Here is a 24,739-nt window from a genome sequence, read left to right on the forward strand (position 1 = left end):
GGATGAGCGCACCGGTCAACGGCTTTTTACCTCTGGATCCCGACGGTACAGAGCCCATTTATCGGCAACTCTACTGGCGATTCCGGGGTGCCATTACCGACGGTTTGCTCAAGCCGGGCGAACGCATTCCCGCAGCCCGGGCGCTGGCCAAGGAGCTGGGATTGGCTCGTGGCACTATCGATTCCGCGTATTCGCTGCTGACGGCCGAAGGTTATATCCAGCCTCGGGGCCAGGCCGGTACGGTAGTGGCTGAAGGCGTCAAGGCCAGGGGCACGAGCAGCCATCCGCAGCGCACCATCAGTTCGGGCGAGAGCAACGCGGTCAGGCTCAAGGATCAAGTGCTGCCTTTTCAAATGGGCCTGCCGGCACTGGACGCCTTCCCTCGCAAAATCTGGTCGAAAATCGCCGCCCGCTGCGCGCGCGCCACCCAGGTGGCAGACATGGCCAACCCATCAGTGTACGGCCTGCAATCGCTGCGCACGGCCATCGCCACCTATTTACAGGTCGCCCGTGGCATCCATTGCTCGCCCGCCCAAGTCTTCGTGACCTCGGGGTATCGCAACACCCTGGGATTGATCGCCCATGCGCTGCTCAAACCCGGTGATCGGGTGCTGCTGGAAGACCCAGGCTACCTGCTCACGCGCCCCTTGCTGGAGTATCTGCACATCAAGGCAACCCCGGTCCCGGTGGATCAGGACGGCATGATCGTCTCCCACGGCGTGCAACACGCCAAAGGCGCGCGTGCGGCGGTGGTCACGCCGGCTCATCAGAGCCCGCTGTGTGTCTCGCTGTCACTGCCGCGCCGCCTCGAGTTGCTGGACTGGGCCAGCCGCCAGCAAGCGTGGATTATCGAAGACGACTACGACGGCGAATACCGCTACGTCAGCCGTCCGCTGCCCGCCCTCAAGAGCCTGGACCGGGACGGCCGGGTACTTTACGCGGGGACCTTCAGTAAAGTGCTGTTCCCCGGACTGCGTCTGGCTTATCTGGTGGTGCCCACAGCTCAAGTGGAGCGCTTTGAAAGCGTCAGCCAAACTTTCCTCGGCGGCTGCCCGGAACTCACCCAGGCCATCGTCGCCACCTTCATGGCCGAGGGACATTTCGCGCGGCATATCCAGCGCATGCGCAAACTCTACGGTGAACGGCGGGAAGCAACGGCCCGAGGCCTGCGCAAAGCGTTGGGGGATCACATCGCCATTGATAACCAACCCGGTGGGATGCATTTGATTCTGCGGCTCAAAGTGCCCCAGTCCGATACGTTGCTGGTCGAGCGCCTAGGGCAGGCTGGCATCTATGCGGAAGCCTTGAGCGAGTGGAATATCCAGAGCCGGACCGGCCCAGGCTTGCTGCTCGGCTTTGCCAATATTGACTCACAAGCCAGCGCCGAAGCCTTGGGCAAACGTATCCTGCAATTGCTGTAAGACGCGCCTATGGCTCAGGCAACAAACCACTTCTTGGCTCTTTTTCCCCGGCGCAGGCGACCCCATCATGCAGGGCTTGCCCTCACCCGCCTGGAATATCGATGCCTACTCCCCTACGCAGCATTGCGGTTTTCTCCGGCTCCAACTTCGGCTTCAGTCCTCAGTACATGGAAGGCGCCCAGGCCTTGGGTCAGGAAATCGCCCGGCGCGGCATCCGCCTGGTGTATGGCGGGACCGACAGGGGCTTGATGGGCGTCATAGCCGATACCGTGCTAGCCGAAGGTGGCGAAGTGGTCGGCATCATCACCCGTTTGTTGCATGACTTGGGGCATCTGCATCCCGGATTGACCCGTCATGAAGTGACCGATGATATGCGCAGTCGCAAGGCGCGTATGGGCGACTGGGCCGATGCGTTCATCGCTCTGCCCGGCGGCTTGGGGACATTTGAAGAATTGTTTGAGGCCGCCACACTGACGCAACTGGGAGAGCATCACAAAGGCGTGGCGTGCTTGAACACCGGCGATTTTTTCAACCCGGTTCGTCACCTGCTCGAACAGGCCGTGAAGGAGGGTTTCATGAAGGTCGAACACAGCCAGATGCTGATCTTCAATAGCGATCCCGGGGCCCTGCTGGACGCCCTTGAACGGTGGCAGGCGCCGGTCGTCACGAAGTGGATCGAGCCGGTCACGAACTAGCCCTTTTCGGCCTTGGCGATGCGACTCCCGAACTTTTTCGCCAAGGCCTTTTTTACATCAACTTAAAACGATACTTGTCTTTAATTTATTCATTGAGTTTCCTGGCATTTAGAAAATCCACTGATTGGCAGACACTTACGAACCTGCCAACTAATGAATCAATCATATTGAATTATTTTAGCGCGATACTTCAGCCTCGATCGGTGCTTACTTACAACCAATCTTCTGCAGAAGTTGCCCCTGTCCGGATTTAAGCGACGCTTGCACCCTCTGCGGCAAACCACTCCAGAATGTCAGACCCGAACGCTCTTCAATCTGCTCGACAGTGATGCGATAGTCACAGAAGTTGGCCGACTTTGGTGAATCCTGGTTCATGATGAACGAAGCGTAAAGACCGTTTTCCGGTGACTTGCCAACAAAAATGATCTTCCAGTAGCCACTGGGAATCGTGTGGACCTTATTGGTGCCAGGCAAGGTGCCGATAAACTTTTCATACAGCGGCCCCGTCATGACATAGACCTCATCGATAGCCGCATCCTTGCTCAGGTTGCGCTCCTGATCTTCCAGGCGTGCCCACGGCCCCTGGTTCAAATCGGACTTTTGCGGAGTGATGTTGGACAGGTAATTAAGCGTCTGCCAATCGGCCACCCCGGCCATCGACGCCAGGTTCGCCTGGTGCCCACGGTCCACCTTCAGTGCGACGTTCGCGCCGTTGTAGTCCACGGGATCAAGGGTTTCGCCGGCCGGAATATCAGGGTCGGTCTCCCAGTTACGCGAGCGTCCGCTGGCCGATGTCGTCTTGGTAATCCGGTACGCCACCCAATTGGCGAACTTGGTCGAACCATTGTTGTTCAGCGTGTAGGCCAGGCGATTCAGCGTAAGCGGCCCACCGCCAGAAGGGCAGCCGACCGAGCAGTTATCGACCGCCGCAGCCTGCTCGCCGGGGGCCTGGATGGCACGCACCGGCTCACGGGTGGTTTGGGTGCTGGTACAGGCGGTCATCAGCGGCAGCCATAACAGCGCCAGGTACTTCAACTGTGCTTTCCTTTGCATGAGTATTGCTCCATTTAAAACAGATTCATTAAGTCAAAGATAATAAGACCCCATAATGAAATGCCATCCACACCCGGCAACGGCAACACTATCAAGTCGATTGCAGACATTTATCCGAAGAGTACTTCTGTGTGCTGAATAAATGTTTTTGCGAGTACGGCGACATTCCATGTGCGTACACGCTTGAGAACCCGACGCCGAGAAAACAATCAACAACGCGAGGGACTCCACTACTGGTAAAAGTCATCTTTTTACCCAGTAGCGTGTATCTTATACACTTAATTGTTACAAAAAAACTAGCGTATTTTGCAAAAAAATCGAGCGTTGTCGGCGAGTCCGACAACGCCTGTTTCCAGGTTGCTCATCAAATTAACGCAAACTCCACGAAACGCCGGCATACACACCCCGGCCATCGCCGGGCGTAGAGCGTGCGACATCCTGGCCCTTATCGTCATAACCAGGCGTGACCGTATTGGCGTAGCGCTTGTTGGTGAGGTTGCGCAGGTCCACCCAGGCTTGCCAGTCTTGCCGGGGCGCGTCGTAGCCAACCGTTGCGCCCAGTAGCGTGTAGGCCGCCGCGTAATAGGAGTTGGCATAGTCCACCGCCACACGTGAGGAATGCTCGCCATTGAGGCTGGTGTAAAAGCCGGCGGGATGGCTGTAGCGCAGTTGTGCCTGATAGTAATGCTTGGGGATACCGGGCAATGCGTTGTCGCCAAAGCGGTCATCATCCCGGTAGTGGAAATCGCTGTAGGTGTAGGCCTGGCGCAGGTCCAGCTTGCCGGTGTTACCGCCATCCCACAGCGGACTGATCAGACTAAATTCAACCCCCTGATGCACGGTGGGGCTGGCGTTGGATTCGGCGATCACCTGGGAGGTGCTGGAAGTCTGGGCCTGGGTTTCGACGCTGAGCAACTCGTGGCGCACTTCTGAGCGGTACAGCGCCAAGTCCCACTGCCCGAGCCACGCCTCACCGCGCCCACCCACTTCCAGAGTGGTTGCGGTCTGGTTCTTCAAACTCACGCCTTCTCGTTGCAGGCCACTGGCCGGGCCGCTGTTGGCCGGGAAGAACTTGTTGGAACCCCAGATCATCGACCACGCATGCGGTGGCTCGACCGAGCGGCTCACGTTGCCGTACACCTGCAACTGAGGGTTGAAGTCGTAGCGCAAGCCGACACGCGGGGCATAGTCCCAATCGTGCTGGCTCACAGGAGCATGGGTCTGGGGGTACGTGACCTCGGTTTCCCGGCGGGTGTAGATCGCTGCAATCCCGGTAGTCAGCCATAGGTCCGGGATCAATTCGAGGTCGTTGCCGATATGCAGCACGCTATCGGAACCGAGGTAGCTGTAGTCGCGGGTCTTGGCACCAGGGGCATAATTTGCCGTATTGCCGACCGGCACCCGCACGTATTCCGACGCGCCATTGTTGGGCAACGCCTGGGTGGTACGCAGGCCGAGGGTGGTCTTGCTGTCGTGACCAAACAGGGTGTCCTGGCGAATGTAGTTCAGGGTGCCGCTGATATCGGTATAGGCCACCTTGAGGCGGTTGGTGCCCTCTCTCAAGTCCATGGGATAGTCGTGATACACCAGACCGGCCTCGACCCTGGAATTGTCATCCAACTGCAGGGTGGTCTTGTTGGCGATCCAGGTCGAGCCGGGCTGCAGGCGTTTCGAGTCACGGGTCACGTTGAGCGCGTTGGCGGCTCGCGGGTCGTGGCTGATCTGCTCGCGCGTCAGTTTGCCGGGCGAGTCGTTTGCGGTTTCCCGGTAGCGGAAATAGAACCGTGTTTGCAGGTCGGGATTGAACCGGTAGCCAAAGTTGGCTGCCACGCCCTTGCCGCTGCCCGAACTGTGATCCTGGAAACCGTCGTATTCGGAGTCGGTCAGGCTGATGTAGTAGTCGGCATCGCCCAACACCTGTCCGGAACTGATCTCCCGCTGGCCGTAGCCATGGCTACCGACCTCGTAACGCACCTGCAACCTGGGCGCGTCGTAACCGGTATGAGTGACGTAATTGACGGCGCCGCCGAGGGCCAGCGCCCCTTGGTCAAAACCGTTGGCGCCCCGCAGCACCTCAACCAGGCTGAGCCACAACGGGTCCTTGAGCTCGTAGGGTGTACCGCCGGGACCGGTGAGTGGCAGCCCATCGAAGGTCTCGTATAACCCTGAAGCATGGGCACCCGGGCCCCGGTTGATGCCCGAGCCGCGGATGGAGAGCTTCACACCCTCATTGTTTGCCGCCTTGGCGTAGACCCCGGCCTGGTACTTGAACACGTCTTCGTTGGTGCTCACCCGCCCTTGCCTGACGCCGTTGAGGTCGATGTAGTTGGTAGCACCCGGAACGCTTTTGAGTTGGGCCTGGGCCACGTCCTGCGCGCTGACCTCGGCGCTTGTGACCTCCACAGGGGCAAGCTCGAGCGTATTGGGATCCTCGGCCTGGGCCAGTTGGCTGAAGGTCAGCGCGGCGCCAAAACCAAGCACGGGCCAGGTCCTGCGGGCAGAAAAAGCAAACGGGGGTTGTCGCAGGTGCATGGAGCAAATCCTTGGAATTCAGTGTTGCGAGGGCTACGCCCGGCACGAGATCAGTCATGGGAAGAGCCAGAAGCCCGACGGGTCACGCCCTGTGACAAGGCAGACGTGTCGCACAACTCTGTCAGCCCGGCCCACTCCCGCTAAGTCCAAAATCGAATTAACAAATGCAAACTCAGTATTTATCGAAATAAGTGCTACGCAGTAATGTGAAGCCACTGAGTCGCCACTGTCACAAGAGATCTACCCCATGCACACACCGACCAACGTCATCGATTTCACCCTTCACCGCAAACGTCGCCAGGCACGCGCGGCGGCCGAGTTGATGTGGACGATGTATGCGGCCCGGGCCGGGCTGGCGGTGTTTGCAACACATACAACGAACCCGTCCAGTGACACTCGTCGGGCGTGACGCCAATGAATTTCCTGCACACGATTCCCGAACTACCCGAACCCACCCTCAACACCAAAGACTGCAGCAGCGACGATGACGCCATTGGGCAACAGGTCGCACAGAATTTGCAGCGCCTGCGCAGTAAGCGCCACCTGTCGCTGGATGCCTTGGCGCGGACGTGTGGCGTGAGCCGGGCGATGTTGGCGCAGATTGAATCCGGGCGTAGCGTGCCGTCGATCAAAGTCCTGTGCAAAATTGCCAAGGGCTTGAAAGTCTCGGTGGCCGCTTTTCTCGAAAATCGTGCGTTCGAAGGGGTTGAACTGCTGCCGGCGCAACAGAGCAAGCGCCTGGTAAGTGCCAGCGGTGCTTTCGTCAGCCGGGCGCTGTTCCCTTACGATATGGCGCGTCAGTCAGAGTTTTATGAGATACGCCTGAGCGCCCTCGGCGAGGAGATCTCCGAAGGCCATGGACCGGGGATCCAGGAGAATCTGGTGGTGGCCCAGGGCGTGCTGGAGGTCAGTGTCAACGAGGAGCGGTACCTGCTGTCCACCGGCGACTCGATTCTGTTTTACGCCGACCAGCCCCACCGCTATCGAAACCCTGCCGACAGCGAAGCCCTGGCGTTTCTGGTGATCACCTATCCCGAACGACTGGACTGAATGCAAAAAAGCCCCGACGCGCAAAACGCCGGGGCTTTTTCATTGCCGCTCTCAGCAGGTGCAGCACACCATCGGCATGCCGTTGCAGCTCATCATCATCGGCATGGCGCAGTCGTTCATCATCTTCATCATCAGCATGCAGCCGTTGTTCATCATGTCCATGCTCATACCCGGCATCGGCATCATTTTGCAGGTCATGCAATCCGCTTCCATCTTGCATTCCATGACGCACTTCATCATCGGCATCGGCATGCCCATTGGCATCATCATTGGCATGCTCATGCTGTTCATCATTGCCATGGCGTCTTCGGACATGCACATCATGGACAGGTTGGCGCACTGCATCATCATCGGCATGCCGCAGTTCATCATCATCGCCATCATCTCGGCGTTGTTCTTGAACATGGCCATGTCCATGCCGGCCGCCGGCTTGATGGTGCACATCATGGCATCGGCGGTCATCTCGCACTGCAGGGTGGCCATCATCATCGGCATGCCCATCATCGGCATCATCGGCATCGCGTTGTTCATTGGCATCTGCATGGCGTTCATCATGTTCGAAACTCCGTAATCGACAGGAAGGGATAAATTCTGGGGCCGATTCTAGAGATGTCGGACAACGGCACAAGGCGCTGGCCGAGCAGCAGGAATGGGCGCTGTACCGGGGTTTATCGGAGCACAACGTCCGTTAATTCCGTGACAGCACTTAAAATGTAGCTATTACGCCCCGCTCTTCTGCTTTCGATTCAAAATACGCGCTGTGGATATTCGATCCAGGAATGCCAACCAATCAGAAGGAAATAAACGATCTAACCGCGAGCGAAAAAGTGAATAGCCAACACGCTGGAACGCCTTAAACCCGCGCCACGATAAAGATGCGTTTGAAGGGAAATAAGGTGCGCCCGTCCATCTCCGGTGGATACTCCTCGTGCACGCGCTTGAGGTATTCGCTGAGAAAACGCGTCCTCTCCTGTTCATCCAATGTCAGTAGCACCGGGCGTAGCGCCGAGACCTTTACCCAGTCAAATATCGGTGATTGTCCATCGACCACTTGCAGGTGCTCGGTCTCCCATATATCCAGGTCCTGGGTCAGAGGTGCCAACAAACGGTAATAGCAATCCAGCGAGAGCACTGGCCGTTCAGCCATGGAGCGCCGCAACACCTCGGTGCCCAGAGGCGTGCCGCCAACACCGGCATGTTCCAGGGTTTCCAGCATCAGTCGATACCAATGGGCTTCTCGCCAGTTGGGCATGTGGGCAGCCAGGCACCCGCCAGGCTTGAGCTGGTTCAACAGGCGTGGCATCAGTTGTTCATGACCGTTGATAAAATGCAGAACGGCTGCCGCCAGTAACAAGTCAGCCGGTTGTTCGGCGTGCCACTCCTGCAGATTGCGCCGTTGCCAAAGGGCTCTGATGGGAAGGTAGGTGGCCTCGGCGAGCATTTCGGTAGAGCTGTCGACCCCGATCAGTTCCGCATTGGGCCAGCGCTTGGCCAACAGATAAGTAGCAATGCCTGTGCCGCAACCCAAGTCGTAGATCAGCTGTGGATTCTCGACCGTGATGTGGTCGAGCAATTCAATCACCGGGCGCTCGCGTAACTGGGCGAACTTGAGATACGTCGATGGATCCCATTGCGTACTCGCCGAACTTGCCGGTGGGGGCTTCACGATCATGAGGTTGACCTCCAGGTCGTCTTACAGTTGTCGTCCAATGACATTCAATGTTCGCAGTACCAAGCCGACACCACGGCGGGTGTCGGGTTCGCGCAGTAACGTCAACAAGCCATACAGGCTGTCGGGTGTTGCCTGCGCCTGGGTTTGTGCCTTGGCCATGCGCAAGGCATTGCCCAGTTCCCAACTGACAGACGTAGCCTGATCGAACAGGCCTGCCAGTTTTTCAACCATCGCCACATCGAGTAAATCAAGCGCGTGGGAGATCACCGAAATCAGGTCGACCACGTTGTCCAGCCGGCCACTGTCGACCAGAGGCTGCAGCTTGTTCAGCAAGGCTTGTAGCGCAATGTCGTGTTCCATTGGCGCTGTCGAGGCACAGCTACCTTCGGGAATTGATCCTTCCATTTGGGCATACTCCTCCTGGTGTCAAGTCAAAGCATTCCGCGTGCAATAGCCCAATAAAGGCCGCGATTGAAGCCCTCGCGTAATAGACCTCCGAGTTTGTTGGGGGGCGTGGGCAGTACATCATGTGTGTAGTCATACCAGAGCGGCATGCCGGCATTTAGGCCCATTTGTGCAACCGCCTGGACACGCCCGTCGTACACCGCATCTGCCGAACCGTGGCGGATTTGACCGGCGATGTTGTTGGCAATCACAGGCGCCTGGTTATGGCATGCCCCTCCCGCTTTGCTCACGGGCAAATCGACGGTATCTCCGATGACGTAGACATTTTCCAGGCCATAGACCTGAAGCGTTTCGTGGTGGGTTGGCAACCAGCCTTCGTTGTTTTGTGCCTGTGATACACCAGACTCGAGAACGGCATCAACGGCACGGATGGGCGGAGTCGCCATCAAGATATCGAAGGGCTGGGCATCACCTTCTGCGGAATAGGCAATACGTTGATCCGGGTCGACTTTTTCCAAGGTAAAGCCGCGCTGAAAATGGATACCTCGCTGCTCGAAAAGGCTGGGCAAAATCTCCCCCGTAGGCCGTTGCAAGAAAAGGCAATTGCGCATCAGCTGTGCCGTACTGGGATAGGTGTAGATGATTTCGACCTTGTCGCGCACACCCCGCCGACGCAAAAAGTCATCGAGCATCAACGTGGTTTCCACCGGGGCGATGCCACATTGATGGGGCACATTGGGTGTTTGCGGGAACGACACCGTAATAAAAATCCGGCCCTGCTTGATCGTGCTCAGGCGTTGCGCCAATTGCCGCGCAGGTTCGTATTGATAAAAATGGTCACCGGCCTCCTTCAGCCCTTCAATTCGCTCCGGTGCGGGTACACACCCTGTGGCAATCACCAGGATGTCGTATTCGTATCGTCTGCCGCTTCGGGCACGCAGGGTTTGTCCGGCAAAATCAAAGCTTATGACTTCGTCAACCATGAAGTCGATTTCAGGCCGCAGCAGCGAGCGCTCCGAGCGCTTCAACTCGTCCTGAAAAAACAAGTTGAAAGCCACGTACATAAACGCAGGCTTGTAAAAATGATCTGGACTGTTGGATATCAGGCTGATCTGCACTTCACCCCGAAGGATCTCCGGGTACAACTTGGTGACCAACTGGTTAGCCAGCATCGTGCCGCCTACCCCGCCCCCGACCAAGATAATGCGTGTTTTCACCTTTCCTGCCTCCGTGCAGATAAAAACTCCCTACAAAGAACCTAGTCAAGAAATGAGCGGTGGCTAGACGGATAGGCGATAAGAGGAGCGCTCTTGACTCCTCCCCGGTTAAACATTGCCCTGCTGCGGATTGGTCAGAAATAGCGAACAGTCTATCCAGCCATCGCAGGCTTATCTTTAAACCGACGCTCTCTAGACTGTGGTTCACCTCACCACAGCCAGGAGTCACCTCATGACAGACCACTCGATCAAAGGCAAAGTCGTTCTCATTGCAGGCGGTGCCAAGAACCTGGGCGGCTTGATCGCCCGCGACCTCGCGCAGCAGGGCGCCAAAGCTCTGGTGATTCACTACAACAGCGCAGCGAGCAAGCACGACGCCGACGCAACCGTGGCGGCTATCAAGACCCTGGGCGCCGAAGCGGTGGCCCTGCAGGCGGACCTCACTTCGGCCGGAGCTGTCGAGAAACTGTTCGCCGATGCAGTGGCGGCGGTCGGCAAGCCGGATATCGCTATCAATACCGTCGGCAAAGTCCTGAAAAAACCGATGTCAGAAATCAGCGAGAAAGAGTATGACGACATGATGGCCGTCAACGCCAAGACTGCCTTTTTCTTCATCAAGGAAGCCGGTAAACACCTCAACGACCATGGCAAGATTTGCTCCATCGTCACCTCCCTGCTTGGCGCCTATACACCGTTCTATGCGGCCTATGCGGGCGGCAAAGCCCCCGTTGAACACTTCACGCGGGCTGCCTCCAAGGAGCTTGGTGAGCGCGGAATTTCAGTAACGGCGGTGGGCCCAGGGCCGATGGATACCCCCTTCTTCTATCCCGCCGAAGGTGCTGATGCCGTCAGCTACCATAAAACCGCCGCCGCCCTGTCGTCGTTCTCCCAGACAGGCCTTACCGATATCCAGGATGTCATTCCGTTTATTCGCCATCTGGTCAGCGATGGCTGGTGGATTACCGGTCAGACTATCCTGATCAACGGTGGCTACACGACCAAATAAATCGCGGCCTGAAATGGCCGATGCAACGGGATGAGTGCCAAAGGCGTGGATAAAATTGAACAGTACCGTGTCTTCGTCCAGGTCGCCGAGCGGGAGAGTTTCATCAAGGCTGCCCGAGCACTCAAGCTGCCTCGGGCCTCGGTCTCGGCGGCTGTCCAGCAGTTGGAAACCACCCTCGGCACCCGGCTGTTGCATCGTACCACACGTAACGTTTGCCTGACGGCCGACGGCGCACAGCTACTTGAACGGGCGCGACAGGTGTTGATCGATATCGAGGCCCTCGATCAGCTGTTTCAGCCTATTGAAAACCAGGTAACAGGGCGACTCAATGTCGACGTGCCCAGCCGCATCGCCCGTCGCTTGATGGTCCCTGCCCTGCCCGACTTCCTCGCCAATCACCCCGGGCTCCAACTGGCCCTGGGCTCAACGGACCGGGCCATCGACCTTATTCATGAAGGCGCTGATTGTGTCATCCGCTTCGGTACGCCGCACAACAGCAGCCTGGTGGTGAAGCCACTGGGACGCGCGGTGCTGATCAACTGTGCCAGTCCGGGGTACCTCGCCAGATTTGGCATTCCCAAGCACCCCGATGACCTGGTTAAAGGTCATATGAGTGTTGGCTACGCCTCTGGCATTTCAGGTCAAGAATCGGCTTGGGAGTACCTGCTGGATGGCGTTGAACAAACCCGACAATTGCCCAGCAATATTGTGGTCAACAACGCAGAAAACTACATCGCTTGCTGCTGCGCAGGGCTGGGATTGATTCAGGTTCCACTGTTTGATGTGCAGCATTTGATCGACTCAGGCGAGTTGGTGGAGCTCATGCCCAAATACCGACCTGCGCCGATGGAGGTGTCAGTGCTGTATCCGGACCGTCGCCAGCGTTCGCTGCGCTTGAGTGTGTTTATCGAGTGGTTTGGGGGGCTGATTTCGCCGTATCTTGAACGGTGAACTTAATGGCTGCGGGAGGAAAGTGTTGCCCGCGGGTGAAAGGGATTCGATGTACTGAGGCGACTTCTCGGTCTTATCAGGAATGGATCTCCTTATAAAATATATGATGCTTCTCCTGGCGACAGCCATGATTGGCGCAAGGCTTCTTGTTTCTGTCATTACCCGCTAGGATCAGTGCTCGCATCCGTATAGAGGGGGGTGGCATGAATCCCACTGCAAGCAAGCTGGTCAAGGTCACCGTTTTCGTGAGTGCGTGCGCCGGCATAGCCTATGTGACCCATGTCGCTAGCCGAGAAGTGGCTTACGTTCATGCCAAGATCAGCGGATCACCAAACCTTGATACCCGCCGGAATGACTTTCGCTGGCCGGAAGGAACAGCGGGTTTACCAGAGCTACGGGTTTCTCTCTTGAAAACAAAAGAGCAGCCTGGCGCCGAGGACCGATGACCTGTCGGGAGTAAAAACCGAGATTTCACAAAGCTTTCACAGACGAGCGCTTATGGTCTTCCCAGCTCCTCGTGAACACCTTTAGGCCCGCTGATCCCCATCGCGGGCTTTTCTTTGTCTGGCGTTTACTGCAAAGGAACCGCCAGTAAGAGCGTGGAGTTTTTGCCGCCTCACGGAGAAACTGCTTGTTACAAATGACGTCCCAGCCGCCCAAGAACTTTGAGCTTTACGCCTGATCTTAAACCCTAGATGCCTTTCAATCCGTGAGCGTCTGATATCTACCTGCTGAGGTTCAGAAAAAATGCGAATGACACTGCCTGCTCTTGCTATAAGCGTCCTGTTTGCCCAGGGAGCTATGGCTGCTGGAGATGGCACCGCAGCTTTAGGAGGCGGTGTTGGTGGCGCGCTCGGTAACATGGTCGGTCAGCAGTTAGGCGGATCTACCGGGGCTGCCGTGGGCGCAGGTGTAGGGGGTGCTGCTGGCAGCGCGATCGGAGCGCCGAGAGGTAACAAGACCGAAGCAGCCATTGGGGGCGGGATAGGATCAGCTGGCGGCTCAATCATTGGCAATAAGCTGGGGGGCTCAACCGGTTCTACTATAGGTGCCGGTCTTGGCGGCGCAGCCGGGGGCGCTGTCGGTAATAATCTTGCTGACGACGACAGCAAACACAGATCTGGCGGCAAGCACTACAAGGGCAAAAACAAGCATAAACACAAGAATAAACATCGCTGATGAACTGAACCCCTATCAAAACCAGAGCCCGGCCCAACGCCGGGCTTCTTGTTTCTACGCGTTCACTGGAGCAGGCACAGCCGGTTGGCCCACACCGGATTATTGGTGTACACCTCTTTGAACGTCCCATCCCAAACCGCTACCGCATAGATGGCAATGGGTGTTATTGCGCAAGACGGGACGTATAGGTGCATGTTAAATTTACAAAAACCTCATTACTTAAATGATAGAGACAGTACAAGATGCTAACGCTGTTAAAGGGAGAAAGCCAAGGGTTAACAGTTATTCCCCGCTGGCCGTCTTCTAAAGTATTAATCGAGAAAATCGTTTTCCTTAAACTGATTGAGGCTCAGTCAAACCTACCCTCGTCAATTCAACTACTGCTTGTTCGTGGATATGAAAACAAAAAAAGCCATCTTGGCTTTTTTAGACTGTTATCAAGATGGTTAGGTATCAAGTTATTTTGCGCATGTTACCCTGGGCGAAAAGGAGAAATAAGTGAGATATTCGGCTCCAATGGACATGATGTCGATGGCTCTCATGTCGATGTCTCCATCGTTTTAAATGGAAAGCGACTACGATTTCTGCCATTCGGCGTATTTACATCGTTATCTCGCCAAAAACTGAGAGTAGAAGAACACCTTATCGTTATTGAAAAAGTCAAATCCGCTTTACGGCAGTCCGGTTTTGAAATTCATCGAAACCAAACAGAAAGCATGCAAATTCATTGCGACTACAAAGAGCAGTTATGATTCTAAAGCCTTATTAAAATTTTACGAAACTTGTTTGCCACAGCGTTCATCACGTGCAGTCATATCTCTACCTGAGGAGCGCTGTGACGCAGTTGTGCTGGTCAATGGCTGGGAATGCAACCAAGGGACGCTTGGTGAGATCCGTCGCGCCCGCGAGCTTGGCATTCCGATCTATGAACAACTTGAAGACTCCCGACTGCCGCCCAGTTTTCCTGCATGTCGGTTGTGAATGCCCATGATCGGGTAACAATGGGGACTTCAGGATGAGGAGTCTTTGCTCACACGAATTGGCTATTGCACTGGCGCTCGTCTGAATTCTTCTCGAGTAGGCATCGTCCAATCCGAAGCTCTTCTTTCATGTATCGACTCATTGCGCCGATCTCCCCCATAGGCGAACATCAACAGGTAAAACGTGAACGCTGTTGCGGCTAACGCAGCTCTGCCCATCGGGTTTGCATCTTTGGATAATCCGCCCGGCCCGATGCCAACCCAGCCTCCTCGAAAGTAAGCAAAGACTGCCTGGATGAACCAGCCATGCACGAATAACACCCCAAAGAAATTGCTCCAATGGCCAGAGAACCGCACAACAGCGTTTACAAGCGAGGCCGCGATCATCAACGAGAGCAGCAAGTACCGATAGCGTCTCAAGAACGCCAAAGCATTGCTTTCTACCCCCATAAGGCTCTGTCCCCTCTACCGATTGATGTAGCTGCGAAGACGGTTTACAGGAAGATCGGAGCGATCGCAAAGCCTTCAAAGCAGGAAAGTGATGGAACGCCAGCAGAAACCAGTGACGAAACGCGCAAGCCACAGCAACGCGAAAGCCCCGAATTAACGGGGCTTTCGTGTGAATCTTGGCGGGAAACCAGGGATTCGAACCCTGGAGACGCTATTAACGTCCGCCGGCTTTCGAGACCGCTATGCAAACACAAGCAGGCTGAGGCCTTGAATGCATAAAGAGTTCCATTGCTCTAAGAAAATGACAGGGCTGGAGACCGCATTCTGCAAGGGGTGCGGTTTTAGTTTTGGAACTGTTTTTACCCCTCCCCCCGGCGTCCTGCCGACCGAACACAAACCACAATCAAATGGGCTCGACGGCTCAACGTAGTCTAGGGATTGCCTTATGTACCTACCTCTACGTGAACGTTAGATTAGAAATCTTTATAGGAAATTTTCAGACATGAACACTTCACTACGCTCGGCGCTGACTTTCACTATCGTGATAGCGTTTTCGTCGAACGCATGGTCTTCATGCAACTTCATTAACAGCCTTAATAGCCAAGGAACCATACACATAAACACAAATAACATCGACCTATCCAACGTACAAAGTAAACCAAATTACTCTTTATTATTTGAATCCCCCACTCAAACACACCGCGAGACCAATGCTTATTGGTGCACAACCTTTAGCTACTGGGGAATTAAAAATAGCGTAGGAGCCGACAAGCCGGCCTCTGACACTTTCCCAATAGGAGATACAGGACTTGCTTGGCAATGGATATACAATGGAGTTGTACGGAAAGGTTTAGGAGCATACCCAGTCTCACCAAATATGGCAACCGGATTTTTTGGCTCAACTCACTCCATGCGCCTATTAAAGATAGGACCAATAAAAAACGGAGCAACGATCCCTGCAGGCATCATAGGCTATATTCAAGCAGAAGGATCTTTCCAACCACTAGCAATGCGCATAAGCAAGGAGATATCAATAACTCATGCCTCATGCCAGGCATCAGCAGCACTTGTTCAGATGGGGAATGACTATCAACTAGAAGAATTCAGCAAGGTAGGTTCCACTGCTCGAACGGTAAAGTTCAACATCCACCTCAGTGGGTGCCAGAGTGGAATCAATAACGTTACCTACGCACTTTTAGCTACAAGCACCTCCCCACCTATTGATTACCAAAAAGGAACAGTGGCGTTGCGCAACGATCAGAGATCAGCGAAAGGTATCGGCTTGCAGTTAATGAACGGCGCGGGAGAACCTATTTCACTTTACAAACGATACCCGTTCAACGGATTTATCCCCAACAGTACTAGCTTCAACATACCACTCTCTGCTGCTTACTACCGCCTCGCCGATGACAAACCGAAAGCCGGCACCGCAGACGCTTCCGTAACGTTCGAAATGGAATACCTGTAGCGAACCGGCGGCCGAAATAAGCCGCCGCACTCCGAAACGAGCTAACTGCTATGCTGTTCACGCCACTGAGGAACAACGACGCCGAACTCAGACCTGACCCCTTCCCTGCTTTCCAAGCTCTACGAAAACCAACTGGCCCTCGAAGCTTTCATCATGGAGCTGTCAAACTGGGTGGAGCAGCGAGGCTCTAAAGACGTCGTTGAGAACGTGCGCGGCATGCTGGATACAATCGGCGACAACGAAAAACTCATCAAGGCAGTCCGGGCCGGCGCAAGCAGCGGGAAGCCGCTGTTCAGTTTCGTGACATCCGACCAAAAGCCGCCAGCGAGATCCTCAATCTGGGCGACGCCAGCCGACTACTGGGCACACCGATAAGCGGATAACCGAGGCGGTTTATAGGCGTGTGGGCGAGATCGTGAAACCTACCCATTGACTCCCAAATTTCGCAGAGTTGCGGAAACTGCCCGAAATGATGCGGAAACGATTAGATACTTCACTATCAGCATTCTGGAACGCCAGAAACGCAAGAGCCCCGCAATAGCGGGGCTCTTGAGTAAATCTTGGCGGGAAACCAGGGATTCGAACCCTGGAGACGCTATTAACGTCCGCCGGTTTTCAAGACCGATATGCAAATTCAAGCGGGCCGGGGCTTTGAAGGCCTGCGGAGTTCCATTACTCAAGGAAAGTGACCGGGCTACAGGCCGCATTCTACAAAGGGTGCGGTTTTAGTTTTGGAACTCTTTTTCACCCATCCACGGCGTCCTGCCGACCTATCTCCCAACCCATAATTTGCCTGCTACCCTGTTCACTCCACGGAGGAACAACGATGCCGAATTCAGACCTGATCCCTTCCCTACTATCCAAACTCTACGAGAACCAACTCGCCCTCGAAGCCTCAATCATGGAACTGTCGAATTGGGTGGAGCAGCGAGGCTCCGCTCAAGTGGCAGACAACGTGCGCGGCGCCCTTTTCACAATCGGCGACAACGAAGAATTCATCAAAATGTCTCTGGCTGTCCTTATGACGCAGGAATAAGCCCTACTTGCAGGCCACCGACCAGAGTTGGTCCAGCTTGGTGGTATAGCTCTGGCTCATCATCTCCCGGCGCATACCCCAGTCGGGGTTGGTGGGCACGCTGGCCGAACGCAGCGCTCCTCTCTTTAAGCTTTAAAAAAAATTTAAAAACCTGTAACGAGCCGGTTTGAGGGAACTCTACGTCTATAACTCTCATAGTCGTTAAGGAAATCCCATGCTCTCATCCATATATTCCCGATTGCTTCGCCACTCGTTTGAAGTCGAATTCATGCGCTGGGCCCTTGTCTTGATATTCCTGATGTTTGGCTACACAAAATGGTTTGATTACGAAGCCCAGGCATTGATCCCGCTGATCAGTAACAGCCCTCTCCTTTCTTGGATGTACGGAGTGTTTGGCACTCAGGGTGCAAGTTATGCTCTGGGCGGAGCTGAGTGGGCTATCGGTCTGGGTCTGGCCATCGGTGCGTGGTCTCCGAGGATTACGCTGATTGCCGCCGCAGCCTCCGCTCTGACCTACCTGACAACCGCCAGTCTGCTCCTAACCACTCCGGGTGGCTGGGAGGATTCGGCAGGTGGCTTCCCTGCCATGGGCGGCGCCACCTCCTTCCTGATCAAGGATCTAGTGTTGATGGCTGGCTCGTTGGTGCTGCTCAAGAACGCGGCGCAACAACTGACGACTCGATCCAAACAGAGTGATACGGAGCGCAGCGATCTAGCCTGAAACGTTCGCTGGCCCACTACAACAGAAAGTGGGCCAGTGATTGGAACGAAACTAACGATCAAGTACTTCGATTATTTCTATCTTTAAGGAAAGCAAACAATGCAGTGAGAGCGTTCTCACCGGCGGCGTTTCTAGGAGGATGTATGGTTCGAGTAGTGCCTTATGGGCTAATGATGGCGGCGGTAGCCTTGGCAGGGACCTTTGCCCTGGCTGGCACCATTGAGAAGCAATCCAATGATGCCGGACTGCCTCTCCCGGCAGTGAAGCTCGCCTTTAACGAAAACGGTGAGGCGGCCCTTCCGAAAGGCTACCGCTCGTGGGTGCACGCCTATACAGCGTGGGAATCTATCACTGTAACCCCCCTAGACAACACCGTAACGAAGACGCCCGAATTCCATAGTGTCTATGTTGAGCCAAACGCCTACCGAACCTTCATAAAAACAGGGAGTTGGCCGGAAGGTTCTCTGATGATCAAGGAGTTCAGTATCACTAGTATCGATCCGAAGAACTGCGATGGTCCGCCAGCTTATGTTTGCAATCTCGGCGGCAGTAAGGTCATTTTTTCCCACGGACAAACAGGGCTCAGCCTAATGTTCAAAGACAGCAAACGCTATCCAGGCGAGCCGGGCGGTTGGTCGTACTTCAGTTTTGGGCATCAGGCGCCACCCTATGAACAATTCTCTCCAGCGCGAGCGCGTGCTCAGTGCGCCCAATGTCACATCGACAACGTGGGCCCCAAACACGACTATGTATGGTCTGTAAGGCTGAACCAGCCTGGTTTTCAACGGGAAGGCGGCGCCGCAAAACTTAATCTAGAAGCGGCTTTCGACGAGTAGTCACGGCGAAGGTGTTCTATCTGGCTGGGCGGGGGCCCTCAGCCAGATCTCACTTCATTTGCCTACATGTTAGGCCACGCTAATTTTTTTGACGGTAAATGTAGGTCAGCGTACTACAGCCCTGACGTACGCCTGGCAAGCGCGCAGGGCAATCAGAGCGTTATCGCCGTCGTCGGTGATGCCGATAATTCTTTGAGCATGCGCTGGGTCAAGTTTGGCTCGACGGGCGGCATGAACCACGCCGACGGTGCTGGGGGAGGCGTGGTGGGCATTCACGACCGGCACCTCGTGGCGCCGGCCCCGGGACCTGGCTCGGGAATGGTTAGACCCAGCCACACCCAAGGAGCGTGCTGAGAAGATGGTACTGCATCAGGGCTAGCCGGCCGAGGCCTTCGAATGGTTCAGGGTCGATGTGGCCGTGGGCAATGTTCGGAACAGGGGTCCAGAACTGATTGTGCCGGCCAGTGCGCAATAGGATGGGCGTCCCGGCGAGAGGGCTGGCAAAAATCAATCAGTTACCTAATCATGTCCACCATTTTATGACGAGGCATCTTAAATGAATGAAAACCTAAGTGAAGAGGAAATGCGCTTGGCGCTTTTTGGTCCCTCGGTCCAAGCTGAAAAGACACCGCCGGTGATGCCTGAACCGAAAGTCACTCCTGCACTCCTGGTGCCCAAGCCTAAACCAAAAGCCCTCTCACCAAAGCTAAGAGTGACTTTGCGCGTATCTAAGGACTTTGAAGGTGACACCGAATTATTCACACATGACGCGAATACCTTGAGCACTCTCATCGCAGAGCAAGAAGCCAAGAACGAAGCCAAAAAGAAGAAGTTCAAGTATTTTGAAGTGATATCAGTCAACCCCAACTAAATACCAAATAGGCAGTCCGTCTAGATAACGATGAATTTTTCCTAACTACTCAGTTTATTTCGGGCTAGAGACTTCTTTTGCGTAAGCCTGGCACGCTCGCAGCGCGATCAGTCCTTGGTCGCCGGCGTCGGTGATGGCGATAATTCTTTGAGCATGCGCTGGGTCAAGTTGGGCTCGACGGGCTGCATGAGCCACGCCGACGGCGCCGGGAGCGGAAGGCACGTTGCAGCCACTGGCTGAATCCGTTGCGTCGATAAGGACTGACAGCCGCAGGTCAGTAGTAGCAAGCTGGTCACGCAGGCGAGCCTGATTGCGCTGGGCATCGGATAATTCCTTGGAGTGTTGTTGGTCTTGGCTGATCAGCCGCTGCTCCAGGGCCAGGCGCTTGGTCTGTTCGGCTCTACCCTGGGTGGCGGCCGCATTGCTGATCGCGGCCAGGTCATCCTTGTGCAGGCCGGCCTGCTCTGCCAGCTTCTCGCCCATGCGCCAGGCCTGCACCTGCCAGGCCACCCCAGCGGCGCTGGCCATCAGCACCAGGATCAGCACCACCAGCCCGGCCAGCTTCTGAACCGGAGTCATGCCAGCGCCCTGCGCACGCCTTCGGCCACCACCGCGTCCGGATAGGCATACCCTGCATTCTCGTGATGGATGATCGCCTTGACGAAGCCGCGCATGACCGGCGCCTGGGTCAGGTCGACCTCTGCGCCCGGCTGAGTGCCGGTGTTCACCTCAACAGCGCGCACGTAGGCCGCCGTATCGTTCTCCACTGACGGCGCCCATTTACTGATGATGGCCTTGACCGTCTTGAGCCCGTACTTGCGCTGGTAGGTCAGCAGCAGCTTACCCATGGCTCGGATACCGTTCTCGGGCGTGTCGAATCGGGCAAAGCGTGGTTTCGGCACGCCGACTTCCAAGCCAAGCTGGCCCTGCCAGTTGTTGGCCGGGGAGTAGTCGATATTGCCCGGATTGTTGGACCGGATGCCGCGAGGGGTTGTTGGGGTCATACTTTTCTCCAGGCGAAAAAAAGCCCGCTCAAGGCGGGCATCGGTGTACGGCATTGCTACGCAGGGACTTCGGGCCATTCAATAGCCAACGGATAATCTGGCTGCTCCGGCACTCGGTTGAGCGCAACACGGTATTTCTTCCAGGACTTCAAGGCCGCCAGGTCAGCGTCCGTGGCTTCGTCGACATCGACTGCATCCTGTAGCGGTGCAATCGCGTAATCAGCGTCAGCTCGCAGACGGGTGATCTCGCCCAGGGCATCTGCGGCGGGATCGATAACCGGAGGTGGAATTTCAATGAGCGGTAGATTAGGCACCAGGATGTGCAACGTGATCATGGTTTTCAGATCGTAGGGTTCACCCCCCATAGTTACGGTAACGGTCAACACGTCAGCTTCAAAGACTGTATCGACCTTCGCCGTATTCTCCGATGGGTGAAGCGAGAACCCCCAGCCTTGATCGATTGGCGGGAATGGAACCATGCCCAAACACCCCGTAACGCAGTAAACTCCAACGTCTTTCCGGTAGCTGTTGACCTCGCCGCCACCAAGGGTGGTGATGTCATACAGCGCGCCGGTTTCACCAACAATATTGATTGCTGCTCTTGCCATGATTAGATCGCCTTAAGGGTGCCGTCTTGGGCTCGGGTGGTATTTCCCGTGCTGTAAAACTCAACAACGGGTGAGTACGCAGTCTGGTCTTTCGAAATAGTCCTGTACCACAGCCTGCTCGTGGCGACCCCCATGATGAGTTGGCATTGGTTGCGAGGGTCGGGCCCCCAATCAGAACTGAGCATCTGCACAATGTTGTAAGGCATCACCGGGGAGCCATTAAAACCCCATAGCCCTGTTGCAAGTGCGGAATTATTGTTGCCACCAATCAACGAAGGGCCAAGCCAGCCGCCAGCTCCTTCCGGCATAGCCCTCCCGGAAATTGGTATTCCCGCATAAATCTCCTGAGTCATCGTATTGACTTTAATCATCGCGCTGCGTGGTGTATCGCCACCCTCGCCGGTTATCGCGACACCCAAGTTAATAACTTGTCTTGACATTAAATTTACCACCCACTAATCAATTGGCTTTGCAAAAACAACAGGATTATATAGCGTGCTTGAAATATCAACACCGACAACCTGCATTAAAAGCCTGTCATTGTTGTACTCCCAGACCGCATACATGTTTCCCTGCCTGGATACCAAGCCCGCGACATCCATTGCAATGTTATTTAGAAGCATGTAATCACCACTTGCCAAACTAGATGGCGCCGTCCATGTCAGGCGTGACTGGCCCTGACCCGTAGATACCGATCCAAGGTAAGTCCAGCTTGTAATCGTTCTAGTGAATTGAGCGCATGGCGTTCCGTTATCAAACAGAAGCTTTCCATTCGCATCCCACAAACGAAAGCCGAACTTTGCAGTCGGCTCGGACTTGAATGCAGCAGCAAACCACTTCCCAGACGTAGCATTCCCAGTCACGCCTACGAATGAGAAGCCAGTCCAAGCGCCAGATGACCCGCGCACCAGGCAAAAGCAAAACAAGTTCGACTGGTCAGGCCTAACAAATACCAGTGGCGGCTCATCTGTCGTTATGGTTTTTGCGAAGTTGACCACAACCCCGGACCCGGTACCGCTCCAGGTTCCTTTATCCAAAGTCGTCAGTCTTGAAAACTCGGAGTCGAGAGTTACAACATCATCGCCATTAATAAACCTCATTCCATAAGACATTACCTGTACCTCATCACAAGTAATCGCTGTGTTGATGTGCCGAGCGGGCCGTTTGCGCTTTGCCTATTCCCAAACCAAACCCTGACAACTCCATTTAACACCTCAGGTATAAATCCTATCGCGCTATTGAATTGCCCGCCCGTGTTATAGGGTGCAATGGGGACACAAACCGCAGAATACTTAGTGGGCTCAACCCCAGAAATGGCTATATCAACATACCTCGCGGCGGTTATAGCAACTAGAGCCGAATAAGTAACACCAACAGTGAACGATGTTTCACCGAGCTCCAGCACACCAGTCGCCCCCCAAACCCTGATCCCATGGCTCATGCGTCAAGATCTCCCCACTGATAACGCTTTATGTTTCCTGCGTCGAATACTTTCCCGCCAGCATTATTGATAACTTGACGAGCATAACCGGCCCCCAGAGAGCTGTTGATTTCGAACGTGCCATCAAAGAACAACTTCCAGCCAGAAGTTCCAGCCACATAGTTATTCGACTGGATGTAGTTACCGATCTTGGCGTTGGTGATCGTGCCATCCTGAATAAAGGCGGACCGAATGAAGGTCTGCCCATCCTGCACAGCGAACGGCACCGTCCCAGCCTGGCCGATGGCGAACCTGTCGGCGTCGATGATGAACTGGCTTTGCAAGCCGCCCGGGCCGTTCTCCAATCCCAGGCCAATACCGGCGTACTTGTAGAGCCCGGTGGCGGTTTCGTATTGCATCCGCACCGACCAGTTGGCCGTGACCTTGCCGTCGACCGTCTGGATAGCCGTGGTGTTGGTCTGAATAGCCAACGTGTTGCCGCCGACAGTGTTCTTGACTGTTTCGATGCTTGACGAAAGTGCACCCTGGCCATTGATGCGGGCTGTTTGCTCGTTGACGATCGCCGCCGCGTTACTGGCCACCTTCACCTCAACGGTATCGGTACGCTGCCCCTGGACCAGATCCCCCTCAATGATCGCCGACTGGGTAGACCAGACCCCGACACTGCTTGTCTCGGCGCCAATCCAGCCTGTTTCATTGCCGACCATCTCCGGATTGACCTTCAGGTAAATACCGTCCACCCGTTCTGCCGTGGTGGTGACCTTGCCATCGAGCGTTGTGACCGTGGCATTGAGCGTACTCAAACCGGTGGCCGTGGCATTCACACCGCTGACAGGATCGTTCACCGTGGCTTTGACAGCGTTCAACTGCTGGGCCTGGGCGGTGATGTCGTTGCCCTGCTGGGTGATCGACGCCGAGTTCTGCTGAACCTGGGTGGCCAAGGCGTTGACGGTCTGGGCCACGGTTCCGATGTCCAGCCAGTACGCAGCGTTTGGCGGTGCACTTCCAGCCGGTACCGGGCCGATTGCCTGATACAGATGCTGACCCAGTCGGACGATCTCGTTGACGGCGTAGGCCTTTGCAGGATCGTACTCAAGCGCGTCGACGATCTGATCAATCAACCCTTCCAGCTCGTCCTTGGCCGCTTCGATGCGACCGTTGACCGAGCCCGGGCCGGTGCCATCGATAAGGTCGATGCGGTCCTTCAGATGCTGCCCCAGGGCAGTCTCGTCGATTTGCCCCTTGATCTGCTCGAGGATCGGCCCCGCGTCCGAACTGGCCTGCCCCATAACGCCATTCACGATCGGATAGAACGGCCCAACGTTCCCGGTACGATCCACCAGGCGCGCCCAGAAGAACAGTGTTGCACCGGCCAGCAGCTGCTGCATCCGATAGTCAGCCTGCGGGTATGCCAGGTCGGCCAGTTTGGTAGCTGCGCCAAGATCATTCGCAGGCCCGTACCAGAGTTCCGTCCGCTGAGTGTCCTCAGCGCCAGCAGGGAAACCCCACTTGATGCCAATTCCGAAAAGCTCGCTGGTGGTGGTCAGGAACGACACAGCCGGCGGAAGGCCGGTTTTGCCTTCGAGGTTGGTCAGGTTGGAGCTTTTCCAGATCGACGATATTTCGAACGCGCTCACAGAGCGTACACGGGCCATGTAGGCGCCCGAGTAAATCCCCGTGATGTCCACGCTGGTCGAGCCCGTGCGCTGCACCTTGATCCAGTTGCCGCTGTCCTTGCGCCACTCCACGTCATAGGCGACAGCACCGTTCACAGCGGGCCACGAAATGTTCATGGTGCTGATGGCGATGCCCTGGTTCACGGCGTAACTCGACGTCAGCGTGACGCTGGCCGGCGGCGGAACGATGGTGATCGGGATAACGCTGATTGGGCGCTCTTCAAGACGGGCACCGGTATCGATGTGCGCGAACTTGCTCGGGTCGTACTGCACGGCCGAGATCTCGAACACGCCGGGTTCTGGCCGGGCGACGCTGGTGACGCGATAGAGCGGAATGGCTAGTGTCCTGAGCGGTTAATCCATTAATTTATTTTTGGTCGCACTCAGCTTTGCTTTATGCACCGAACTGATGATGGACTCAGCTGTTTTGTTCCATTTGAACGGTTTGGCTGAATGCTCGTTATGAG

Annotated in this window: 25 protein-coding genes and 5 pseudogenes; 17 read left to right on the plus strand and 13 right to left on the minus strand. The window is 55.6% G+C overall.

Features of this window, described 5'->3' with window-relative positions:
- Nucleotides 1-2: 2 nt before the first annotated feature.
- Nucleotides 3-1,421, plus strand: a complete 1,419-nt coding sequence (locus tag J7E41_RS09690; RefSeq protein WP_214992123.1) for a PLP-dependent aminotransferase family protein — start codon at nucleotides 3-5, stop codon at nucleotides 1,419-1,421.
- A 101-nt stretch (nucleotides 1,422-1,522) separates the two neighbouring features.
- Entirely contained in the window at nucleotides 1,523-2,116 is a 594-nt protein-coding gene (locus tag J7E41_RS09695) for a TIGR00730 family Rossman fold protein (protein ID WP_214992125.1), read from the plus strand.
- Between the two features lie 207 nt (nucleotides 2,117-2,323).
- Here the strand turns inward: J7E41_RS09695 and J7E41_RS09700 are convergent, their stop codons facing one another.
- Entirely contained in the window at nucleotides 2,324-3,169 is an 846-nt protein-coding gene (locus tag J7E41_RS09700; protein ID WP_214992127.1) for a DNA/RNA non-specific endonuclease, read from the minus strand.
- Between the two features lie 369 nt (nucleotides 3,170-3,538).
- Nucleotides 3,539-5,701: a TonB-dependent receptor family protein gene (locus J7E41_RS09705; protein ID WP_214992129.1), complete on the minus strand. Its 2,163-nt coding sequence runs from the start codon at nucleotides 5,699-5,701 to the stop codon at nucleotides 3,539-3,541.
- 247 nt (nucleotides 5,702-5,948) lie between these two features.
- Between J7E41_RS09705 and J7E41_RS09710 the strand changes: the two genes are divergently transcribed.
- Genes J7E41_RS09710 through J7E41_RS28405 form a run of 3 tightly spaced genes read left to right on the plus strand, consistent with a single transcriptional unit; the run spans nucleotide 5,949 to nucleotide 7,322 of the window.
- Nucleotides 5,949-6,110, plus strand: coding sequence for a hypothetical protein (locus J7E41_RS09710; protein ID WP_214992132.1), 162 nt, complete (start codon nucleotides 5,949-5,951; stop codon nucleotides 6,108-6,110).
- 5 nt (nucleotides 6,111-6,115) lie between these two features.
- Nucleotides 6,116-6,751: a helix-turn-helix domain-containing protein gene (locus J7E41_RS09715; RefSeq protein WP_251029419.1), complete on the plus strand. Its 636-nt coding sequence runs from the start codon at nucleotides 6,116-6,118 to the stop codon at nucleotides 6,749-6,751.
- Between the two features lie 58 nt (nucleotides 6,752-6,809).
- Complete coding sequence (locus J7E41_RS28405) at nucleotides 6,810-7,322, plus strand: hypothetical protein (RefSeq protein WP_353049397.1); 513 nt, start codon at nucleotides 6,810-6,812, stop codon at nucleotides 7,320-7,322.
- A 282-nt stretch (nucleotides 7,323-7,604) separates the two neighbouring features.
- Here the strand turns inward: J7E41_RS28405 and J7E41_RS09725 are convergent, their stop codons facing one another.
- Genes J7E41_RS09725 through J7E41_RS09735 form a run of 3 tightly spaced genes read right to left on the minus strand, consistent with a single transcriptional unit; the run spans nucleotide 7,605 to nucleotide 10,045 of the window.
- Complete coding sequence (locus J7E41_RS09725) at nucleotides 7,605-8,423, minus strand: methyltransferase domain-containing protein (RefSeq protein WP_214992136.1); 819 nt, start codon at nucleotides 8,421-8,423, stop codon at nucleotides 7,605-7,607.
- A gap of 21 nt (nucleotides 8,424-8,444) precedes the next feature.
- Complete coding sequence (locus tag J7E41_RS09730) at nucleotides 8,445-8,828, minus strand: DUF1641 domain-containing protein (RefSeq protein WP_214992138.1); 384 nt, start codon at nucleotides 8,826-8,828, stop codon at nucleotides 8,445-8,447.
- Between the two features lie 26 nt (nucleotides 8,829-8,854).
- Nucleotides 8,855-10,045, minus strand: a complete 1,191-nt coding sequence (locus J7E41_RS09735; RefSeq protein ID WP_214992140.1) for an NAD(P)/FAD-dependent oxidoreductase — start codon at nucleotides 10,043-10,045, stop codon at nucleotides 8,855-8,857.
- A gap of 232 nt (nucleotides 10,046-10,277) precedes the next feature.
- Between J7E41_RS09735 and J7E41_RS09740 the strand changes: the two genes are divergently transcribed.
- The 8 genes and pseudogenes from J7E41_RS09740 to J7E41_RS09765 all read left to right on the plus strand — a co-directional run bounded on the left by J7E41_RS09740 (nucleotide 10,278) and on the right by J7E41_RS09765 (nucleotide 17,115).
- Nucleotides 10,278-11,051, plus strand: a complete 774-nt coding sequence (locus J7E41_RS09740) for an SDR family oxidoreductase (protein WP_214992143.1) — start codon at nucleotides 10,278-10,280, stop codon at nucleotides 11,049-11,051.
- A 45-nt stretch (nucleotides 11,052-11,096) separates the two neighbouring features.
- The gene (locus tag J7E41_RS09745; protein ID WP_214992144.1) at nucleotides 11,097-12,002 is read left to right on the plus strand and encodes a LysR family transcriptional regulator; all 906 of its coding nucleotides are present in this window, start codon (nucleotides 11,097-11,099) and stop codon (nucleotides 12,000-12,002) included.
- Between the two features lie 203 nt (nucleotides 12,003-12,205).
- Nucleotides 12,206-12,448: a hypothetical protein gene (locus J7E41_RS09750; RefSeq protein ID WP_214992147.1), complete on the plus strand. Its 243-nt coding sequence runs from the start codon at nucleotides 12,206-12,208 to the stop codon at nucleotides 12,446-12,448.
- 301 nt (nucleotides 12,449-12,749) lie between these two features.
- Complete coding sequence (locus J7E41_RS28010) at nucleotides 12,750-13,181, plus strand: glycine zipper domain-containing protein (protein WP_251029420.1); 432 nt, start codon at nucleotides 12,750-12,752, stop codon at nucleotides 13,179-13,181.
- Between the two features lie 242 nt (nucleotides 13,182-13,423).
- On the plus strand, nucleotides 13,424-13,933 hold the full coding sequence (locus tag J7E41_RS09755) for a hypothetical protein (protein ID WP_251029421.1): 510 nt from the start codon (nucleotides 13,424-13,426) through the stop codon (nucleotides 13,931-13,933).
- A 1,180-nt stretch (nucleotides 13,934-15,113) separates the two neighbouring features.
- Nucleotides 15,114-16,079, plus strand: a complete 966-nt coding sequence (locus J7E41_RS28015; protein ID WP_251029422.1) for a fimbrial protein — start codon at nucleotides 15,114-15,116, stop codon at nucleotides 16,077-16,079.
- Between the two features lie 293 nt (nucleotides 16,080-16,372).
- Nucleotides 16,373-16,512 (plus strand): annotated as a pseudogene (locus J7E41_RS28020) (integrase); the annotation flags it as partial.
- Between the two features lie 393 nt (nucleotides 16,513-16,905).
- Nucleotides 16,906-17,115, plus strand: a complete 210-nt coding sequence (locus J7E41_RS09765; RefSeq protein WP_214992150.1) for a hypothetical protein — start codon at nucleotides 16,906-16,908, stop codon at nucleotides 17,113-17,115.
- Nucleotides 17,116-17,118: 3 nt separating this feature from the next.
- Here J7E41_RS09765 and J7E41_RS09770 read toward each other — a convergent pair.
- Nucleotides 17,119-17,238, minus strand: a pseudogene (locus J7E41_RS09770) (DUF4113 domain-containing protein); the annotation flags it as partial.
- 91 nt (nucleotides 17,239-17,329) lie between these two features.
- Here J7E41_RS09770 and J7E41_RS09775 point away from each other — a divergent pair.
- Together J7E41_RS09775 and J7E41_RS09780 are read left to right on the plus strand one after the other, a co-directional pair.
- On the plus strand, nucleotides 17,330-17,836 hold the full coding sequence (locus J7E41_RS09775) for a YkgB family protein (RefSeq protein ID WP_214992153.1): 507 nt from the start codon (nucleotides 17,330-17,332) through the stop codon (nucleotides 17,834-17,836).
- A gap of 143 nt (nucleotides 17,837-17,979) precedes the next feature.
- Nucleotides 17,980-18,672, plus strand: a complete 693-nt coding sequence (locus J7E41_RS09780; RefSeq protein ID WP_214992155.1) for a cytochrome P460 family protein — start codon at nucleotides 17,980-17,982, stop codon at nucleotides 18,670-18,672.
- Between the two features lie 105 nt (nucleotides 18,673-18,777).
- Here J7E41_RS09780 and J7E41_RS09785 read toward each other — a convergent pair.
- A pseudogene (locus J7E41_RS09785) lies at nucleotides 18,778-18,930 on the minus strand (lysis protein); the annotation flags it as partial.
- On the opposite strand from J7E41_RS09785, the pseudogene J7E41_RS28025 reads away from it, so the two are divergent.
- Together J7E41_RS28025 and J7E41_RS09790 are read left to right on the plus strand one after the other, a co-directional pair.
- Nucleotides 18,913-19,147: pseudogene (locus tag J7E41_RS28025) on the plus strand (hypothetical protein); the annotation flags it as partial. The pseudogenes J7E41_RS09785 and J7E41_RS28025 sit on opposite strands and share 18 nt — an antisense overlap.
- A gap of 81 nt (nucleotides 19,148-19,228) precedes the next feature.
- A complete protein-coding gene (locus J7E41_RS09790; protein ID WP_214992157.1) occupies nucleotides 19,229-19,543 on the plus strand; it encodes a hypothetical protein in 315 nt (104 codons plus the stop codon).
- Nucleotides 19,544-19,597: 54 nt separating this feature from the next.
- Here J7E41_RS09790 and J7E41_RS09795 read toward each other — a convergent pair whose 3' ends face one another.
- The 6 genes and pseudogenes from J7E41_RS09795 to J7E41_RS09820 form a co-directional block, all read right to left on the minus strand.
- The gene (locus J7E41_RS09795; RefSeq protein WP_214992159.1) at nucleotides 19,598-20,122 is read right to left on the minus strand and encodes a lysis system i-spanin subunit Rz; all 525 of its coding nucleotides are present in this window, start codon (nucleotides 20,120-20,122) and stop codon (nucleotides 19,598-19,600) included.
- A complete protein-coding gene (locus J7E41_RS09800) occupies nucleotides 20,119-20,547 on the minus strand; it encodes a structural protein (RefSeq protein WP_214992161.1) in 429 nt (142 codons plus the stop codon). Before J7E41_RS09800 ends, J7E41_RS09795 begins: the two co-directional genes overlap by 4 nt.
- 56 nt (nucleotides 20,548-20,603) lie before the next feature.
- Nucleotides 20,604-21,155, minus strand: coding sequence for a tail fiber assembly protein (locus tag J7E41_RS28320; protein ID WP_214992163.1), 552 nt, complete (start codon nucleotides 21,153-21,155; stop codon nucleotides 20,604-20,606).
- Nucleotides 21,156-21,157: 2 nt separating this feature from the next.
- The gene (locus J7E41_RS09810; protein ID WP_214992166.1) at nucleotides 21,158-21,595 is read right to left on the minus strand and encodes a hypothetical protein; all 438 of its coding nucleotides are present in this window, start codon (nucleotides 21,593-21,595) and stop codon (nucleotides 21,158-21,160) included.
- A gap of 15 nt (nucleotides 21,596-21,610) precedes the next feature.
- Nucleotides 21,611-22,267, minus strand: a complete 657-nt coding sequence (locus J7E41_RS09815) for a hypothetical protein (protein WP_214992169.1) — start codon at nucleotides 22,265-22,267, stop codon at nucleotides 21,611-21,613.
- A gap of 325 nt (nucleotides 22,268-22,592) precedes the next feature.
- Nucleotides 22,593-24,614 (minus strand): annotated as a pseudogene (locus tag J7E41_RS09820) (phage tail tip fiber protein); the annotation flags it as partial.
- Between the last annotated feature and the right edge of the window lie 125 nt (nucleotides 24,615-24,739).

This window comes from Pseudomonas fluorescens (assembly GCF_018614655.1).
In the GTDB taxonomy this organism is placed as follows: domain Bacteria; phylum Pseudomonadota; class Gammaproteobacteria; order Pseudomonadales; family Pseudomonadaceae; genus Aquipseudomonas; species Aquipseudomonas fluorescens_BX.